The sequence below is a fragment of the Hoeflea algicola genome, from assembly GCF_026619415.1.
In the GTDB taxonomy this organism is placed as follows: Bacteria; Pseudomonadota; Alphaproteobacteria; order Rhizobiales; family Rhizobiaceae; genus Hoeflea; species Hoeflea algicola.
Genome location: NZ_JAOVZR010000001.1, coordinates 1,639,395 through 1,657,778, shown reverse-complemented (window position 1 = coordinate 1,657,778; position 18,384 = coordinate 1,639,395). Strand labels below are relative to the sequence as shown.

The following is an 18,384-nucleotide window of genomic DNA, read 5'->3' as shown; positions in this document are numbered from 1 at the left end:
TCAGACCCGTTCCAGCGCGATGGCGATGCCCTGGCCCACGCCGATGCACATGGTTGCCAGCGCCAGTTTTTCCTTGCGAATGCCAAGTTCCAGCGCCGCCGTGCCGGCAATGCGGGCGCCGGACATGCCGAGCGGATGGCCCAGCGCGATGGCGCCGCCGTTGGGGTTGATGTGGTCGGCGTCAATCTCGAGACCAAGTTCGCGCAGCACCGCAATGCCCTGGCTTGCAAAAGCTTCGTTGAGCTCGATCACGCCGAAATCGGTGGGCTTGAGGCCGAGACGGGCGCAGAGTTTGCGAGTGGCGGGCGCCGGGCCGATGCCCATGATCCTCGGCTCGACGCCGGCGGTGGCGCCGCCAAGAATGCGAGCAATAGGCGTCAGCCCGTGGGCGCGGGCGGCCTTTTCGCTAGCGATGATCAGAGCCGCCGCACCATCATTGACACCCGAAGCATTGCCGGCGGTTACAGTGCCACCAGCGCGGAACGGGGTTGGCAGCTTGGCCAGTTGCTCGGCCGTTGTCTGGGGGCGGGGGTGTTCGTCGATATCGACAACGATCGGATCGTCCTTGCGGCGCGGAATTTCCACCTGCACGATTTCCTGCGCAAGCCGGCCCGACGCCTGGGCCTTGCCGGCTCTGGTCTGGCTGCGCAGCGCAAACGCGTCCTGATCGGCGCGGCTCACAGTATAATCCTCGGCCACGTTTTCCCCGGTCTCGGGCATGGAATCGATGCCGTACTGGGATTTGAGCAACGGGTTGACGAAACGCCAGCCGATGGTGGTGTCGTGGATTTCCGCCTTGCGCGAAAACGCGGTCTCGGCCTTGGGCATGACGAACGGCGCCCGCGACATGCTTTCAACACCGCCAGCGATCACCAGATCGGCCTCGTCGGAGCGGATCATCCGTGCAGCGGCGAGAATGGCGTCCATGCCCGACCCGCAAAGCCGGTTCAGCGTGGTGCCGGGAACCGAGACCGGCAAGCCGGCAAGCAGGGTCGCCATGCGTGCAACATTGCGGTTGTCTTCGCCGGCCTGGTTGGCACAGCCATAATAGACCTCGTCAACCGCGTCCCAGTCGACGTTGGGATTGCGGTCAACCAGCGCCCGGATCGGGATTGCGCCGAGATCGTCGGTGCGCACACCAGCGAGAGCGCCGCCAAAGCGGCCAATCGGGGTGCGGATATAATCGCAGATGAAAGCGTCGGCCATCAGCTGGCTTCTCCATTTTTGGTGCCGGAATGAGCGGCTTTTGTGCGTGCCTTTAGATCGCGCAGCGTCGACAATTCGGTGCTGGTCGGTCTGGATGTTTGTATGACCTTCGTGGCGAAGCGGACAGTCCAGCCGCATTCGGCCTGCACCATCTCGCGGGTTACGCCGGGATGCAATGACACCACGGTAAATTCACGGGTTTCGGGATCCGGTTTCCATACTGCAAGGTCGGTGACCATCAGCGTCGGGCCCTTGGTGGTGATTCCGAGCCGCTGGCGATGATCTCCGCCGTTGCCATGGCCGAAACTGGTGAAAAAGTCGATTTTGTCGACCATGGCGCGTTTTGACTGCTTCAGGGTAATGAAGATTTCGCCACAGGATGAGGCTATTTCCGGTGCGCCACCGCCGCCGGGAAGCCGGGTCTTGGGGCGGTCGTAGTCGCCGATGACGGTGGTGTTGATATTGCCGAAACGATCAATCTGGGCGGCGCCGAGAAAGCCGACGGTGACCCGACCACCCTGTAGCCAGTAGCGGAACATCTCGGGCACCGAAACGGTTGTGACGGCAGTGTCGCAGAGTTCGCCGTCGCCGATCGACAACGGCAGCACCGTGGGTGCGGTGCCGATGGTTCCGCTTTCATAAATCAGCGTCACATCTGGCGCGTGGGTGAGGCGGGCGATGTTGCAGGCAGCGGATGGCGCGCCGATACCGACGAAGCAGACATCGGTGTTTTTCAGTGCCCGGGCAGCGGTAATCGTCATCATTTCGTCAGGGGTGAAGTCGGTTACACTCATGCCGCGGCCCTCAGGTGAGTGATGCGCTCGGCAAAATCCTCGGGCGTTGAGTCGAGAACGTTGTCTTTCATCCAGGCCAGAAACGTGTCGCGATCGGCAGCGATCTTGTCCCAGGCAATGTAGCTGGCGTTGTCGCGAGGGTAGTAGCCATGGGCGTAAGACGGATGAGCTCCGCCCGGTACCAGGCAGATTGCGGTGACAGCCCAGCCGGGCAGGACACAGGCATTGGGGTGGGTCCAAAGGTCGTCAACGATCTCTTCAACCGTGACCACCGAGCGCTTGGCTGCGAGAACGGCTTCTTTTTGAACGCCGACAATCCCTTCAATCAGCACATTGCCTTTCCGGTCAGCCTTTTGGGCATGAATGAAGGTGACATCCGGGCGGATCGCCGGAACCGCGGCCAGTTTTTCGCCGGTAAACGGGCAGGTCACGGAGCGGATGTTGGGATTGACCTGGGCCAATTCGGCGCCGAGGTAGCCGCGGAACATGGCAAAAGGCAGGCCTGCGGCGCCTGCCTCATAGGCGTTGGCCATGGCCGCGTGGGAGTGTTCCTCGATCTCGATCCGGTTGGGCCAGCCGTTCTCAACGGAATCGCGCAAGCGTCTGAGCAGTCCTACACCGGGGTTGCCGGCATAGGAGAAGATCAGCTTTCGCACGGCGCCCATTCCGATCAGTTGGTCATAGATCAGGTCGGGGGTCATGCGCACGAGGGCGAGATCCTTGGTGCCCTGGCGGATGACTTCATGCGCGCTCGCGTGCGGTATCAGATGGGTGAACCCCTCGAAGGCGGCGGTGTCCCCGGCGTTCAGGTTTTCAGCCACCGCTTGGGGCAGCGTCATGAATTGTGCCATGGCCTATTTCGCTCTCATAAATCGAAAAACACGGTTTCCTGCGGCCCTTGCAGATGGATGTCATGGCGGTATTTGCCGTCGCCGCCGCGGGCAATCAAAGTTGCCTTGCGGTCCTGAATATCCATGCGTGACAGCACCGGGTCGTCAGCGGCGTCTTCGAAATAGATCCGGGTGCTGAGCCCGAGATTGATGCCGCGGGCAACAATCCAGACATTGATGTGCGGGGCCTGCAGGCGGCCATCGGCAAAGGGGACCGGGCCTGGCTTGATGGTCTCAAACCGGACAATGCCGGTTTCCCCATCGGCGGCGACGCGACCCCAGCCGGTGAAATTCGGGTCGGCCTCGCCACGCGGTTCGTTGCGGGCGTTGTAAAGGCCTTCGGCATCGGCCTGCCAGACTTCCACCAGCGCGTCCCTGAGCGGTGTGCCGCCCCCATCGATGACACAGATCTCGAGCGTGATTCGCTCGCCTTTGGTCTGGTCATTGACCATGCCGATGCCGAGGTCTGCGTCATAAACGCCGGTAATGCCGCAAAAATTCGGCGTCAGGCCGATATGGACATAGGGCCCCGCGGTTTGCGACGGCGATTCCTTGAAAGGATGCAGCGGAAAATCATTTGGGATCGGCATGTCAGTTGCCCTCCATGCGGTTTTCGAACAGCGTCGAGCGACTGCCGCGCAGGATGATATCGAAGCGGTAGGTGAGCGCATCCATCGGCACCGATGCATTCATGTCGAGCCGGGCGGTGAGCTGGTCGATGGCGCGGGGATCGTTGATGGTGCGGACAATCGGACAGCGTGGAATTAGCGGGTCGCCTTCGAAATACATCTGGGTGATCAGTCGCTGGGCAAAGCCCTGGCCGAATACCGAGAAATGGATATGGGCCGGACGCCAGTCGTTGGGACCATTGGGCCATGGATAGGGGCCGGGACGGATGGTGCGGAAGGCATAGGTCCCATCGTCATCTGAAATGGTGCGACCGCAACCGCCGAAATTGGGGTCAAGGGCAGCGAGATAGCCGTCCTTCTTGTGGCGGTAACGGCCACCGGCGTTGGCCTGCCAGAATTCGAGCAGAACGTTTGGCACCGGTAGTCCGCGTTCATCAAGCACCCGACCCTCGACGATGATGCGTTCGCCGACCGCACTCATGCCGGGCTTGGCGAAGTTCAGGATGAGATCATTATCGAGCGCGCCGATGATGTCGTGGCCAAAGGCCGGGCCGGTGGTTTCCGACAGGCTGTTGGCGACGGCCACAAGCGGTCGCGACGGCGCCCGTAACACCGAGGATTTGTAGCCCGGATCGAGAGGCTTGGGGTGCCATTGCCGGTCTCTTGGAAAAAAGCTCGCGATCGGGGCCCGGTTGGAACTCATGGCTGGTCTCCTGCCTTGGCAGCATTCATCTCGCTCAGGGTGTGTTTGGCGATGCGGATCGCGGTGTTGGCGGCTGGCACGCCTGCATAGATTGCCACATGTAGCAGAGCTTCACGGATATCGCTTTCGCTGGCGCCGGTGTTGGCGGTGGCGCGGATGTGCATCGCCAGTTCTTCCTCGTGGCCAAGAGCTGCGAGCAACGCGATGGTGACCATCGAGCGTTCGCGCCGGTTCCATTGGGGGCGCGACCAGACCTTTTCCCAGGCGCTGGTGCTGATCAGGTCCTGAAAGGGCGCGTCAAATTCGGTGGTTGCTGCCTGGGCTTTATCGACATGGGCATCGCCGAGAACGCCGCGGCGTGTCCGCTCGCCCGGCGACATCATGTTTTCGCTATCGGCCATCTGGTCCTCCCGATGGGCTTCCGTCTTCTTTTAAGATTTACATAGTGGAATGGAAATGAATAATGATTTTTATGCCCGTAAATCATTTCGGAATTGATATGAAAATATCGCGACGTATCAAGATCCGACATCTGGAAGCCTTTGTCGAAGTGGCAAGGCAAAAAAGTGTCGGGCGCGCGGCCATCACCTTGTCGCTGACCCAGCCCGCGGTCTCGCGGACCATCCGTGAACTTGAGGAAATTGTCGGGGCGACGCTGATCGAACGTGAGGGCCGCGGCATCCGGCTGTCACACCAGGGCGAGGTGTTCCTGTCGCATGCGGGTGCCGGGCTGGCCGCGGTGCGTGGCGGAATTGCGGCGCTCGCCAATGTCGCCACCAGTTCAGGCCCGCCAGTGCGGATCGGCGCGTTACCAACGGTGTCGGCCACGGTGATGCCCGGCGCGGTGGTGGAATTCCTGGCTTCGGGTCTTAAAAGCCCGCTGCGGGTGATCACCGGCGAGAACCGGGTGTTGCTCGATCATCTGCGCAAGGGCGACCTCGATCTGGTGATGGGGCGAATGCCGGCGCCCGAACTGATGACGGCCTTGAGTTTCGAACCACTGTACCGCGACCGGGTGGCATTCATCGTCTCGAAGCACCACCCGCTGGCCGGTCAAAGGCAGGTGGCTGCCGACATTCTGGCGCATCATCCGGTATTGGTCCCGCAACCGGGCTCGATCATCCATCCATTTGTCGAGCGGGTGATGGTCGAACAGGGCATGGCCCGGCCGATGCAGCCGATCGAGACCGTGTCGGACAGTTTCGGCAGGGCATTTCTCCGCACCTGCGATGCGATCTGGATCATCTCGCGCGGGGTGGTGGCGGCGGAAATCGCGTCGGGAGAATTCCTCGAACTGCCGATTGATACCGGTTCGACGCTGGGCGCCGTCGGGTTGATCACCCGGGAGGCCGACCGCCCCCATGATGCGGCGGTGTTTTTTGCCGACATTTTGCGGCGGCGTACCCTGCAGACCTGACTGCGTTTGGTCGCGGCGACTTCCTCGGATTGCCGGTACCAGTCGCTGTGATCGACATATTCTTTCGATCGGTTCTATTGTGAAGTTCGTTTCTTTCGTTTTAGAATGTTTGCGAAACACGCATCATCCGGACTTTCTGCCCCATGTATCTTGCCCCACGCCATGCCGAAATCATTGATCTCGCGAAAGTGGAGGGCAGGGTTTTGGTTGACGATCTGGCCACCCGGTTTGCCGTCACGCCGCAGACGATCCGAAAAGATCTCAATGATTTGTGCGAGCGGCAATTGCTGACCCGGATCCATGGCGGGGCGGTGATCCCGTCGGGCACGCAAAACATGGAATACGAGCAGCGCGGCAAGATTGCCGCCGACGAAAAACAGGCGATCGGGGCCGCGGCGGCGGCGCTGATTCCCGATCATGCTTCGTTGTTCATCAATATCGGTACCACCACCGAAGCCGTCAGCCAGGCATTGCTGCAACACGGCCGGCTGATGATCATCACCAATAACATCAATGTTGCCAACCGGATGCGGCCGTTTCCGCAGTTCGAAGTGGTGATCGCCGGTGGCGTGGTGCGGGCCTCCGATGGTGGTATTGTCGGGGAGGCGGCAGTCGATTTCATTCGCCAGTTCAAGGTCGATTTCGCGGTCATCGGCACCTCGGCGATCGATCATGACGGCGCGCTGCTCGATTATGATTTTCGGGAGGTCAAGGTTGCCCAGGCCATTATCGCCAATGCGAGACAGGTGATCCTGGTGGCGGATTCGACCAAGTTCGAGCGCACTGCACCGGTGCGGATTGGCCATCTCGAGCAGGTCGACACCTTTGTCACCGACTTTTGCCCGGAAGACGCGGTTCGCGATATCTGCCGAGAATTTGATGTTGAACTGATCGAAACCGCAAATTTGTCCGCGAGCGGAAACTGAATGATCTCAGGCCGTAATGGGGTCTCTGCCCCAGGCTGTGACAAGTGGGTATTTAAAGTTTTAAATATGTTGCTGTGAAGACACGTAGCCGTGTGAAGCGAACAAGACCAAACAAATACGCACGCATGTCCTTTTTATGTCGCAGTCCTTTGACTATATACTGCGAACTTTAGATGTGCGCAGGGCCCTTTGATTGCGCCTGTACCGGTAGCTTCGGTGCTTCTTCGATCTTTCAGGCCGACCGCATTGTTTTCTTTCAAAGGCGGATTCCTAATGGCGATGCCGAAATTTCATACCGTGGCCGCATTTGTGGTTCTTGCGGCATCCGCGGCCTGGGTGTTGACCGGCGAGTTTGCATCAATCGGAAGCGCGACACAGGATGAGGCCGAGCAACCGAAAAAGATGGAGACGGTTGCCCCGGAGCCGGAAAAGGTGTTGCGGACTGTTGCGGTGATGCAGCCGGAATTCATCCAACACAACCGTATCATCCGGATTTCTGGCGTCACTGCACCGGACAAGCGGACGACGCTTGCCACCCGCAGTGCCGGAATTCTCGGTGATCTGAAAATCAAGAAGGGCGATCTGATCAAGGCCGGCGATGTCGTGCTGGTGCTCGATGGCGCCGAGAAGGCGTCGCTGGTGGCAACCGCCAGGGCGCTGCTGGATCAACGCCAGAAGGAAGCCGAAAATGTCGAGCGGCTGGTCAAGAACGGGATCGTACCGGCAACACAGAGCGACACTGCGCGCTCGGCGCTGGCTGCGGCACGGTCCCAGCTTGAAACGGCTCAGGCAGATATGGACCGGCTGACCGTCGTGGCGCCGTTTTCCGGGGTGATCGATAAGGTGATGGTGGAAGAAGGCGGCTGGATGCCATCGGGCGAGCCGGTGGCCGTTTTGTTGCAACTCGACCCGGTGCTGGCGCTGGGGGAAGTCAGCGAGCGCGACATTGCCCAGGTCAGTGTTGGCAGCGAAGCTGATGTGCGTTTGATCAGCGGTGATGTCGTTTCCGGTTCTGTGCGCCATGTAAGCATGGAAGCAACGTCCGGAACGCGAACCTTTCCGATTGAAGTCGCCATCTCCAACCCCGACAACCGGGTTCCTGCCGGCATGACCGCTGAAATCATGATCAAGTCGGAAGCAGTCACCGCGGTGCGGCTGCCGCGTTCGGTGGTCACGCTCGATGCCGCCGGCAATCTGGGCTTGCGCATTCTCAATGCCGACAACACGGTGGGTTTCGTGCCGATCGACCTGATCGACGATTCCCCTGAAGGGCTGGTGCTCGGCGGCGTGCCGCTCGATGCCAAGGTCATCGTCGCTGGCCAGGATCTGGTCAGTGAGGGTGAGACTGTCAACTCGGTTCCCGCCGAAGGAGACCTTGTTGCCCGCGTTGGCGGCAAGCCTGCAGGATCTGCCCGATGAATTTCGTCGATATCGCCATCCGCAATGCGCGGTTGACCATCGCGGTGCTGTTCTTCCTCGTCGTTTCGGGGACGATGGCCTATATCTCGATTCCCAAGGAAGCCGAGCCGGACGTCAAGATCCCGATCATCTATGTGAGCCTGAGCTACCAGGGGATTTCGCCTGAGGATGCCGAACGACTGCTGCTTAGGCCGATGGAAACGCGGCTGAAGAACATCACCGGGATCAAGGAGATGCGCTCCACTGCCTATCAGGGCGGCGGCAATGTCATCATCGAGTTCATGGCAGGCGCAGACTTGGCCAAGGCGCTTGATGATGTGCGCAACAAGGTTTCCGACGCCAAGCCGGATCTTCCCCAGGGCGCCGATGAGCCGACGGTCAACGAGGTCAACATTTCCGAGTTCCCGGTTCTGGTGGTGACGCTGTCGGGTGATGTACCCGAACGCGCGCTGACCCGTGCGGCGCGTGAGTTGCGCGACCGGATCGAGGAAGTCACCGGCGTGCTCGAAGCGTCATTGCAGGGCGCGCGTGACGATCTCGTCGAGGTGATCATCGACCCGGTCAAGCTGTCATCCTATGGCCTCAAGCTTGATCAGCTGATTGCCGGCGTCAATGCGTCCAACTCGGTGGTGGCGGCCGGTGCCATGGAAGGCGACGAGGGTCGCTACGCGGTCAAGGTTCCGCTGTTGATCGAGACCGTTGAAGATGTCGCCAACCTGCCGATCATCGCTGGTCCCAACGCGGTTGTGCGGGCACAGGATCTGGCGACCATCCGCGCGACCTTCAAGGATGCTGAAACCGTTACCCGGCTCGACGGCCGGCCGGCAATCGCCATCGAAGTGTCCAAGCGCACAGGCGCCAACTTGGTGGAAACCGTGGATGCGGTAAAGGCAGTGGCGACCGAGTTTGAAGCGCTGCTGCCGGAAGGCGCGGTCATCGGTTTCAGCCAGGACAAGTCGACATCGATCCGGCAATTGCTCGGCGATCTGCAGAACTCGGTGCTCACGGCGGTGATCCTGGTGTTCATCGTCATCCTGTATGCGTTGTCTGGCAGGGCGTCGCTGTTGATTGGCTTTGCCATCCCGGCTTCGTTCCTGATGGGTATTCTGGGGCTGTCGCTGGCCGGGATGACCGTCAATATCGTGGTGCTGTTCAGCCTGATCCTGGCCGTCGGCATGCTGGTCGACGACGCGATCATCGTTACCGAATTTGCCGAACGACGGATGACCGAAGGCATGCATCGGCGCGAGGCGTTTTCACTGGCGGCCCGGCGCATGACCGGACCGGTGGTGGCCGCAACGCTGACACGGGTGGCGGCGTTTTCGCCATTGCTGTTCTGGCCCGGCGTCGTCGGCGAGTTCATGAAATACATGCCGATCACACTGATTGCGACGCTATCGGCGTCGATGCTCTATGCGCTTGTGTTTACCCCGACATTGGGGGCGATGTTCGCCAAGCCGACAATCGAGGACGGCCCCAAGCGCGACGGGCTGTATATGCGCTTCGTGGCGCGCGCGGTGAGGCACCCGTTCATTGTTGTGTTCTTCACGCTGACAGCGCTCGTGGCTGTTCCATTAGCCTACACGAAATACGGCAATGGGGTCGAATTCTTCCCCAATGTCGAGCCGGAATACGGGCTCTTGTATGTGCATGCTCGCGGCAATCTTTCGCTTGAGGAAAAAGATGCCGCCGTGCGGATGGTCGAAAAGCGGATGCTCGATTGGCCGGGGCTGACCAGCGTTTACACCCGCGTCGGCAGGGTCGGCGGCGGCGGTGCTGATGTTGCCGAGGATGTGGTTGGCGTTATTCAGTATGAATTCGTCGACTGGCGCGAGCGCAAACCGGCGGGGGAGATCCTCGATGACTTCCGCCGTGAACTCACCGGGTTCCCGGGTGTCGATATCGAGGTTCTCGTACCTCAAGGCGGACCGCCGACCGGCAAGGCGATCCAGATCCAGCTGTCGGCTGTTGATCCGTCGGGCTTACCCGATGTGGCGCGCAAGGTTGCTGCGCAACTGAAGCAGACACCGGGCGTGATCGATGTTTCTGACGGCTTGCCGCCGCCCGGCGTCGACTGGGAGATCAAGGTCGACCGGTCGGTTGCTGCGCGTTATGGCATCGGTCCGTCGGCGGTGGGCACCGTGGTGCAGCTTGTCACCTCCGGGTTGAAGCTGACCGATTACCGTCCTGCTGGTGCCGACGATGCGGTGGATATCAGACTGAGGCTGCCGGAAGATCGACGCACCCTGTCGACACTGGACGATCTGAGGATCGAGACGGCTCAAGGATCAGTGCCCATTTCCAATTTCGTCACCCGAGAACCGGCGCCCAGCGTCGGCACGCTGAACCGGATTGACGCCGTGCGCACAATCACCGTGCAGGCCGGTATCAAGGAAGGCATTCAGGCCGATCCGCTGCGACAGGGCATTGTCGCGGAGCTGGAAAAGGCCAAGCTGGAGGATTTGGGCGTTCGCTGGAAATTGGCCGGAGAGGATGAAGAGCAGAAGGCTGCCGGCGCGTTTCTCTCCAAGGCCTTCGGCGCTGCGATCTTCCTGATCTTTGTGGTGCTGTTGGCGCAATTCAACCGCTTCCTGTCGGTGGCTCTGGTGCTGTCGGCGGTGGTGATGTCGACCATCGGTGTGTTCCTGGGGCTGATCATCATGGGGCAGCCCTTTGGTATCGTCATGACCGGGATCGGCGTCATCGCGCTCGCCGGCGTGGTGGTCAACAACAACATCGTGTTGATCGATACCTATGACCATCTCAGGCGCGAAGGCCTCGACAAGCTCGACGCCATCCTTGAAACCTGCCGCGAACGTGCCCGTCCTGTGGTGCTGACGGCGGTGACGGCGATCCTCGGCGTGTTGCCAATTGCGTTCGGGTTCAATCTCGAATTGATGGGCCATGAAACCACCTATGGAGCGCCGTCGACACAATGGTGGGTTTCGCTGTCGAGCGCGATCGTCTTCGGACTGGCGTTTTCCACGGTGCTGACGCTGGTGGTGACGCCGTCCCTGCTGATGATCGTGACACGCTCGAAAGACAGCAAGGTCACCGCCTGGTGGCAACGGGTGAAGGCGCGTCTCGGGTTTGGCCGCGGGTCTGCAAAGGCTTCCCCCGAAGCCGCCGAATAGAGCGACAAAGTCAACAACACAGTATGCTGGTGCTGCGCGGTTGGCGTCGCACATCGCCAACAACGCGATTTCGGGCTATGTAGTCCTCTCGCGCTGACGACTATCGGGGAAGCCTATGAAGCTGGTGAAATACGTTGTGCTGTCGGTGCTCGCTGCGGCATGCTTGCTCGGGGCAGAGGCAAGCGTTGTTGCTCAGGTTGCCTCGCAGTCCACAGCCACCGCGCCGATCTCGCGCGGAGAAACAACCCAGACCGACCGCGAAATCCGCGAACGATTAAAAGCCATCTACGACGAGATAGATACCCTTTCCGCCGTTACGGTGTGGGTGCGCAAGGGGGTAATCGTGCTTTCCGGCAAGGTTGCCAATGAAAGCTCGGCCGAACGCGCGGTCAGGCTCGCGCACCGGATCGACGGTGCGGTCGAGGTCGAGGATGAAATCGCCCGTACGCTGAGTGTCGAGGACAACCTCAATCCGCTGCTCGAAAAGACCGAAGACGCGATTCTGACCGCCACTCGGGCGTGGCCGCTCTATGCGGTGGCGGTTCTTGCGTTCATTCTGGTCACGTTTTTCGGGCATCTGGTCGCCTCGGCCGGACGGTTCTGGCGCTGGGTGGCGCCAAACCCGTTCATTGCCGGGCTAATTGCGCAATCGATCCGTATTGTCAGCATCCTGGGCGGTATTCTTCTGGCGCTGAGCATTCTTGATGCCATGGCGCTTTTCGGTGCTGCAGCTGGTGGCGCCGGGTTGGTTGGCCTGGCGGTAGGCTTTGCGGTCAAGGATACGATTGAAAACTATATCGCCAGCGTCATGCTGAGCCTACGGCAACCGTTCCGGGCCGATGACCATGTGGTGATCAACGATCTCGAGGGTGTGGTCGTGCGACTGACATCGCGGGCTACCATCCTGATGACGCTCGACGGCAACCATTTGCGCATTCCCAATGCCGATGTGTTCAAGGGCGTGATCCTGAATTACACGCTCAACCCTCAGCGGCGTTTCTCGTTCAAGCTCGGCATAGATGCCAATGACAATCCGATTGATGCGGCGAACGCCGGACTCGAGACACTGCAAGCGCTCGACTTCATCCTCAATGAACCACAAGCTTCTGCCGGGATCGACGAGGTTGGAGATTCCAACATCGTGCTGGCGTTCTATGGCTGGATCGACCAGCGCGAGACCGATTTTCAGAAAGCCCGCAGTGCAGCCATTAATTCGGTCAAGACTGTGCTCGAGGAACAGGGTTTCACACTTCCGGAGCCTATTTACCGGGTCAAGATCGATGGACTGGAAGGGGTGATCGGCCATACCGTGTCACCGGCACAGAACGACAAGCCTCAAAAACCCCGGCCCACGCATGACAAGAAACCGCGGGCTGCGGAAGCGAGGCCTGCGGTTGTCGTCGATGTATCGCCGGACGAGGATGTTCGCCGGCAAGTGGCCGAGGACCGGGCTCGCGGCGGCGACCAGGAAGATTTGTTGAGCGACAACCGACCAATTGAATGAAGTGAACCAGCCGGCCATGAACCCAAAAGCCGGTCGCCTGTGAGGCGACCAGCTGATGTCGTTACCGCCAAGAAGCAGTGGTCAGATCACCCGGAAATTATGGCGCGAAGCATCCACAACGCCTTCTCGTGGAAGGTCAGGCGAGCTGTAAGCATATCCTCGGTGACAACGTCGTCATTGTCGCCGGCCTTGCCTGCGGCCTTGCGGGCGTCACGGACCGCCTCTTCATGATCCTTGATCAGATCGTTGACCATGTCGTGAGCGGATGCCTGGTTGACGTCCGACTTGGTCGGTGCGAACGACTTGGTCATGTCGAAATTGACTGGGGCAAGGTGACCCAGAGCCCGGATCCGCTCGGCGATAATGTCGGTATCGGCAAACAGCGCGTTATAATGGGCTTCAGTCAGATCATGGATCGGCTTGAAGATCGGGCCGACAACGTTCCAGTGATAGACATGGCTCTTGATGGTCAGACGATAGGTGGCAGCGAGGATTTCGGAAAGATCCTGGGCCATCGATTTACGGTAATCAGCCTTGAGGCCGATATTGATGCTGTCCTTGCCTGTCTCGGGGGTGAGGCTAGCGAGAGCGGAATTTGCCATGGGAAGTCTCCTATTTTGAAAAATTCGTTATGCGGGATGGAAATGCTTAGTTGACTGCTTGAGATGAGGAATTTGCTGACCCGGAAACGATGATCGAGCTGGACTGGGCGTAACCGTTGCCGTTCTCGGCAGCGAAGGCGCCCCAGAGCGCCCAGCCGGCGACGATCGCCAGTGCCAGGCTGATCGACAGAATCGCGAGCACCGGCTTTCCCTGACGGGCCTGACGGACACTGATCGGATCGATTGGTTTGTTCATGTGCCAATATCCTTTTTGTTAACGGTCTCAGTCGTCGTCTGAACGCGCGGCGTAGGCGGCCAACGCACCAAGTGCCAGGCCCGCAACAATCGCCACGCCCTTGTGTCGGGTGACCAAGCTTGAGGCCGTCACCACGCCGAGTGTGGCGGCGCTGCTCGACAGCGTATGGCGCTGCTGGCGCCGTGCGCGCATGCGCAGGACGGCGCGGACAATTAGCGCGAAAGCGGCAAGTAGAATTGCCAGGCCAGCGGCTGACAGAAGGCCCGCTATCAAGCCGTAGGTCTCGGCAATCCATACTGCGAACGCGCCAAGAAGGGCGGCGGAGGCCAGCCAAGCCATCAGTCCGACAAAGGCCATCAGCATCGCGTCGCGGCGAATTTGACGGGCTTTGCCCGTGGCAAAGCCGGACACGAGGTTCATGAGTGGAAGCGCAGGAGACATTGCTGGTCTCAACGGCGCATCAGGATGGCGGCCAGAAAGCCTGCGGCAACGGCCACGCCCAGGGCCTGAAGCGGCTTTTCGCGAACGGCCTGGCTTACCTGCTTTTCCGTGCGGCCAAGCTGCCTGGACATTTCGGAGACCAGATGCTCGCCGCTTTCAAGCAGTTCACTGACGCGGGTTTCAGCGGCTTCTCGGGCGACGCCAGCCTGCAGCGCGCCAGCACCGGCAAGCGCTTCACCCAGTTCGGCAAGCTCCTTGCGGAGTGCGGCGGCGCGGTCCGACAGGTCATCCATGACCGGTTTTGCGTTTGCTGTTGAACGGGTGGACTTGCTAGTGGCAGCCATTGGAAATTCTCCTTAGTTGGTTTCACATCTCCAACGCGCAACACTTCGGGAGGTTCCACGGCGCGCTGGTTTTTTGCCCAAGAAAAAGGCCGCCGGAGTAATCCGGCGACCTTTTGTTCGGGAGGTGTGAGGTGGTTAGCCTGCCGGGACGATCATGATCACGTCGTCGCGGTTGCTCTTCCAGGTTTCCTCGGAATATTCCGGCTGGGCTTCCAGCTGTTCCTGGGTAAACGGCGTGAAGACGGTCAGGTTGCCATCTGCATCGGCGCGGATGTCGAGGTTTTCAGGCGAAATCGCGACTTCCTTTTCGCCCATGCCCAGGAAACCGCCAACATCAAGCACGAAACCTTCAACCTTGTTGTCGGCCGACAGAAGCACGTCGCCAATTTCACCGATGTTGTCGTCATTGGCGCTATAGACAGCCCGGCCGATCAGATTGTCGGCGCTGAGATCCTCCGTGGTGACGCTGGTCATCGCCGAACGGTCGATGCCCATGGTCTTGTTTTCAGCGGTTTCGACTGCGCTTTCGCCGGATTCGATCTTTTCGGCTGTCACGTCTTCTGCCGGAGCCTTTTCGGTGTCTGCTGCCATCTTCTGGGTTGCATCAACACCTTCGTCTGTGCTGCGTGCGTCGGCGTAGATCATGTCGCGGTCAAAAGCCGGTGCGGCTTCGAGCTGTTCGCGGCTCATGTTGGCGACCAACCAGCGGTCGCCATCGCGATCAACCCACTCGATCTGGTCGTAATTGACGGCAACGTCCTTTTCACCCAGACCCAGGAAACCGCCAACGCCGACGATCAACGAGCCGACCTTGCCTTCAGCCGTGACGACGATGTCGTTGATGTCGCCGATCACTTCGGCGTCTTCAGCCGACGAAGCGTAGACGGATGACCCAATCAGGGTGCTGGCGAGGTTTGAGCCGGTGAGCATGGCGGCATCCTGATCCGTCATGACGACGGTTTCCGAGGTTGCGGCGGCGGGGTTCGCTTCGGTGTGGCTGGCGGCCATGGCGGAGGTGCTCACAAGAGCAACGAGCGCGGTGCTGGCCAAAAGTGTCTTAATCATGGTAATTTCCTCTTTGCATCGAAAGGTGTGCCCGCCGGGCTGGACCGTGTGTGTGAGAGCGCTGGTCCGGCGCGGCGGTGGTGACAGTCTAGAAACGCAAATGACTGTCCAAGGTTCCGACAGGCATCAATTTTTTTGAGTGCGGCAGCTTCCGGGGCGGGCCTGGTGGTGAGCGGAATTGCGTTACGCATTACCGCATGGCCTATGAGCAGGAACGGCACGGCAAGCAGCCCGCCGACCGGTCCCCAGAGCCAGATCCAGAAGGCCAGCGACAGGAACACGAAGAACGGATTGAGCGTGACCGAACGACCGATCACCTGCGGGGTGACGAACTGGGCCTCAATCATGTTGATCCCCAGATAGACCAGCATCGGCAGGAATACGGCAGGTGGTGAATTCCATGTCGCCAGGCCAACGCCGAGCAGGATCCCGGCCATCACCGCCGGGCCGATGTAAACGACGTAATTGAGGATGAAGGCCAGCATGCCCCAGAGATAAGGCTGCGGCACATCCAGCAGCCACATAGCCGTGGCGGTGGCGAAGCCGAGCCCTGCATTGATGACCGATATCGACAGAAGATAGCGCGAGACGAACCATTCGGCGTCGCGGAACACCCGCGCGGTTCTCAGACGGGCGCGGCGGCTGAAGCATAGCGACAGGATGCTGGTGCGAATGGTGTGGCGAGTGGCCAGAAAGAAATACAGGCTTGCCAGGAACAGGATGATCTGTGCCGCCAGCGCCGGCGCCAGCGTTGCGATTTCTTCAACCGCAGAATTGTCGGCAATGTCGACCGTCATCTGGGCCTTGCCGCCGGCGATCGCCTTGATCTGTTCCTGAACGCCGCCCAGCGTCTCAAAAGCCGAGCTCCAGTCGGTCAGGTAAAATTGCAATTCACGCCAGATTTCCGGCAGTCTCTCGCTCCAGATCGACAGCGGCATCGAAAACAACGCGATTGCCGATGCGATCATGGCGAGAAACAGAAGCACGACAATGGCGGCAGACAAACTGGCAGGAATGTAGCGCTCGAGCGCTGAAGCTACCGGTGAGGCCATCAATCCGGTGATGATGGCGAGCGATACCGGGGACAAAAACGGCTGCGCCTGATCGAGTGCTGCGAAAGCCGCGACCAAGCCAATGACGATAATGGATATCCGGGCAATTGACTCCAGGCTGGCGTCCAGACCGGTCTTTGCGGCGATGCGCACCACCGGCGGTTCCATGCGGTAAATACGCTTCATCCCACTACCCCTGTTAGAAGCGAGGACAATGCACAGGGGGCAGAATGGTTCCGTTTATGTGCCGATTGTGGACGGGACCTGCCGGTCAAGACTGCAGGTATTGGGAAGTGCGCTAGCCATTTTGATGGTTTGACATGACCCGCGCGTGAGGCACACGGATCGTCACATCGATGCCGTGCTGATTAGGGATGGTGGTGATTGACCCACCCAGTTCGACCCGCATGGTCGCATCTAGCAATTTGGTGCCAAAACCGCCCTTTCGACTGAGCGCGTCGGAATCCTGCTGATCGAGCGGAACTTCGCTGTGTTCGCGCCAGGTGAACACCAGTTCCTTGCCGGTCTCCGGCTCGGGGTTGATGTGCCAGGAAATATCGAGCATGCCGGTGTCGGAGCGCGCCGAGCCATATTTAAGGGCGTTGGTGGCGAGCTCGTGAAATGCCAGACCAAAGGCCTGGGCCGCAACTTCGTTGAGTTCGACGGTGGGCCCCACCAGTTTTTCCTCCTTGAGCTTGTCGCCAAACAATTGCCTGAGCTCCAGAGCGAGAAGCGTCTTCAGGTCGGCGCTCTGCCAGGCGGTACGGGCCAGCAGGTCCTGCGAGGCGGCCATCGCCTGGAGGCGGGCGGTAAATGACTGGGTGAATTCGTCGAGCGTTTCGGATGCGCGCGCGGTCTGCCGCGACATTGCCAGCATCCGGGCGATCATGTTCTTGATGCGGTGTTTCATTTCCTGAAGCAGAAATTCGCGATCGGTCAATGCGCGTTCGGTTTCCTGGCGCAACGCCTCGCCGACTTCGATGGTGCGCTGCTGTGACCGCGACGAGGCGGCGAGGGCGCCGGCCAGCAGCAAGGCGGCAGCAGCCAACATGAATGATCGGGTCTGGTCGACTGGCGGCTCATATATTTCGGAGGGACGGATCTCCAACTTCCACAAACGCCCGGCAACCTCGATTGCCAGTGTCTCGACATGGGAAGCACCAAAGTGGTTGCTGCGCTCCCCTGTCGACTGGAAAATCTGGTTGGTGTCGGCAGGTTCGCCATCCCACGCGGTGACATGAATAGGCAGCGCAGGCAGTCGATTGAGCGCCGATTTGAACAGGTTGGAAATGCTGAAAGGCGCGTAGATGAAGCCCTGAGGTGTGCTTGAATTGGCAGCGAAATACGGCGTGTAGATCAAGAAACCCGCCTGGGGATCGGTCTGGTTTTCCTGGACAAGTCGCACCGAGCCGGATGCGCGCAACCGTTGCTCGGAAAGAGCCGCCAGTATCGCCGTCCGGCGGACTGAATTGGAATACATGTCATAGCCAAGTGCGCGGAGATTGGCATCGGTGGAGGGCTCCAGCAGGACGATGGGCGTACGGTATTGTTCCTCAGTCTCCGGCCACGGCGTTCGCTGAATGCTGTAGTTGCGCGCAAGCTCGGCCCCGATAGCTGCGTCGGTTTGAGGTCCGGTTTGCACGTAGCGGGCAAAGCCGATGCCCTGGACACCGTCGAACTGTTCGGTTTTGCGCAGGTTACCGATGAAAATCTTGAACTCCGCCGCATCCGGAATCTCGCCGGTAGCCTCGAACAACGCTTCGGTAGACTTGATCAACAGCATGTGGTTTTCGATGCGGTCGCTCAAACGGCGCACGGCTTCCTCGGCAATGGAGGCAAAGCTCATGCGGTTGGCCTGATCGATCGTGTACCAGGAGGCGGCAGCGGTAAGCATGCCGACAAGGGCAACAACGATGAAGACCAATGCCGGTTGCATTCGGTACAACAACTGCAAGCTCAAATTCAAAGGCCGCGTGATCACCCGGCCTAGGCGTTTGCGCGT

The 18,384-nt window shown here is 60.0% G+C and carries 18 protein-coding genes; 5 read left to right on the top strand and 13 right to left on the bottom strand.

Annotation, left to right across the window (positions count from 1 at the left end; all coding sequences use genetic code 11):
• From pcaF to pcaC, 6 genes are read right to left on the bottom strand one after another with little or no spacing between them, the layout of a single operon-like run.
• Entirely contained in the window at positions 1-1,206 is a 1,206-nt protein-coding gene (gene pcaF / locus OEG84_RS08130) for a 3-oxoadipyl-CoA thiolase (RefSeq protein WP_267653282.1), read from the bottom strand.
• Entirely contained in the window at positions 1,206-2,000 is a 795-nt protein-coding gene (locus OEG84_RS08125; protein ID WP_267653281.1) for a CoA-transferase subunit beta, read from the bottom strand. Before OEG84_RS08125 ends, pcaF begins: the two co-directional genes overlap by 1 nt.
• Positions 1,997-2,851, bottom strand: coding sequence for a CoA transferase subunit A (locus OEG84_RS08120; protein ID WP_267653280.1), 855 nt, complete (start codon positions 2,849-2,851; stop codon positions 1,997-1,999). Before OEG84_RS08120 ends, OEG84_RS08125 begins: the two co-directional genes overlap by 4 nt.
• Before the next feature lie 14 nt (positions 2,852-2,865).
• A complete protein-coding gene (pcaG, locus tag OEG84_RS08115) occupies positions 2,866-3,480 on the bottom strand; it encodes a protocatechuate 3,4-dioxygenase subunit alpha (protein WP_267653279.1) in 615 nt (204 codons plus the stop codon).
• Between the two features lies 1 nt (position 3,481).
• Positions 3,482-4,222 carry a protocatechuate 3,4-dioxygenase subunit beta gene (pcaH, locus tag OEG84_RS08110; protein WP_267653278.1) on the bottom strand — a complete coding sequence of 247 codons (741 nt, stop codon included), beginning with the start codon at positions 4,220-4,222 and terminating at the stop codon, positions 3,482-3,484.
• Positions 4,219-4,623: a 4-carboxymuconolactone decarboxylase gene (gene pcaC / locus OEG84_RS08105; protein ID WP_267653277.1), complete on the bottom strand. Its 405-nt coding sequence runs from the start codon at positions 4,621-4,623 to the stop codon at positions 4,219-4,221. Before pcaC ends, pcaH begins: the two co-directional genes overlap by 4 nt.
• Before the next feature lie 98 nt (positions 4,624-4,721).
• On the opposite strand from pcaC, the gene pcaQ reads away from it, so the two are divergent.
• The 5 genes from pcaQ to OEG84_RS08080 all read left to right on the top strand — a co-directional run bounded on the left by pcaQ (position 4,722) and on the right by OEG84_RS08080 (position 12,622).
• A complete protein-coding gene (gene pcaQ / locus OEG84_RS08100; protein ID WP_267653276.1) occupies positions 4,722-5,639 on the top strand; it encodes a pca operon transcription factor PcaQ in 918 nt (305 codons plus the stop codon).
• Between the two features lie 143 nt (positions 5,640-5,782).
• A complete protein-coding gene (locus OEG84_RS08095) occupies positions 5,783-6,565 on the top strand; it encodes a DeoR/GlpR family DNA-binding transcription regulator (RefSeq protein WP_267653275.1) in 783 nt (260 codons plus the stop codon).
• Between the two features lie 273 nt (positions 6,566-6,838).
• On the top strand, positions 6,839-7,984 hold the full coding sequence (locus tag OEG84_RS08090) for an efflux RND transporter periplasmic adaptor subunit (protein WP_267653274.1): 1,146 nt from the start codon (positions 6,839-6,841) through the stop codon (positions 7,982-7,984).
• On the top strand, positions 7,981-11,118 hold the full coding sequence (locus OEG84_RS08085) for an efflux RND transporter permease subunit (RefSeq protein WP_267653273.1): 3,138 nt from the start codon (positions 7,981-7,983) through the stop codon (positions 11,116-11,118). Before OEG84_RS08090 ends, OEG84_RS08085 begins: the two co-directional genes overlap by 4 nt.
• Positions 11,119-11,233: 115 nt before the next feature.
• Positions 11,234-12,622 carry a mechanosensitive ion channel domain-containing protein gene (locus OEG84_RS08080; protein ID WP_267653272.1) on the top strand — a complete coding sequence of 463 codons (1,389 nt, stop codon included), beginning with the start codon at positions 11,234-11,236 and terminating at the stop codon, positions 12,620-12,622.
• Positions 12,623-12,708: 86 nt separating this feature from the next.
• Here the strand turns inward: OEG84_RS08080 and OEG84_RS08075 are convergent, their stop codons facing one another.
• From OEG84_RS08075 to OEG84_RS08045, 7 genes are all read right to left on the bottom strand, one after another.
• Positions 12,709-13,224 (bottom strand): Dps family protein, encoded by a 516-nt coding sequence (locus OEG84_RS08075; RefSeq protein WP_267653271.1) that lies wholly within the window; start codon positions 13,222-13,224, stop codon positions 12,709-12,711.
• A gap of 46 nt (positions 13,225-13,270) precedes the next feature.
• The gene (locus OEG84_RS08070; RefSeq protein ID WP_267653270.1) at positions 13,271-13,480 is read right to left on the bottom strand and encodes a hypothetical protein; all 210 of its coding nucleotides are present in this window, start codon (positions 13,478-13,480) and stop codon (positions 13,271-13,273) included.
• A 27-nt stretch (positions 13,481-13,507) separates the two neighbouring features.
• Positions 13,508-13,900: a hypothetical protein gene (locus OEG84_RS08065; RefSeq protein ID WP_267653269.1), complete on the bottom strand. Its 393-nt coding sequence runs from the start codon at positions 13,898-13,900 to the stop codon at positions 13,508-13,510.
• Positions 13,901-13,929: 29 nt separating this feature from the next.
• On the bottom strand, positions 13,930-14,265 hold the full coding sequence (locus tag OEG84_RS08060) for an ElaB/YgaM/YqjD family protein (RefSeq protein WP_267653268.1): 336 nt from the start codon (positions 14,263-14,265) through the stop codon (positions 13,930-13,932).
• Between the two features lie 135 nt (positions 14,266-14,400).
• Positions 14,401-15,330, bottom strand: a complete 930-nt coding sequence (locus OEG84_RS08055; RefSeq protein WP_267653267.1) for a PRC-barrel domain-containing protein — start codon at positions 15,328-15,330, stop codon at positions 14,401-14,403.
• Entirely contained in the window at positions 15,327-16,568 is a 1,242-nt protein-coding gene (locus tag OEG84_RS08050; RefSeq protein ID WP_267653266.1) for an AI-2E family transporter, read from the bottom strand. Before OEG84_RS08050 ends, OEG84_RS08055 begins: the two co-directional genes overlap by 4 nt.
• A gap of 112 nt (positions 16,569-16,680) precedes the next feature.
• Positions 16,681-18,318 carry a CHASE domain-containing protein gene (locus OEG84_RS08045; protein ID WP_267653265.1) on the bottom strand — a complete coding sequence of 546 codons (1,638 nt, stop codon included), beginning with the start codon at positions 18,316-18,318 and terminating at the stop codon, positions 16,681-16,683.
• Positions 18,319-18,384: the final 66 nt, after the last annotated feature.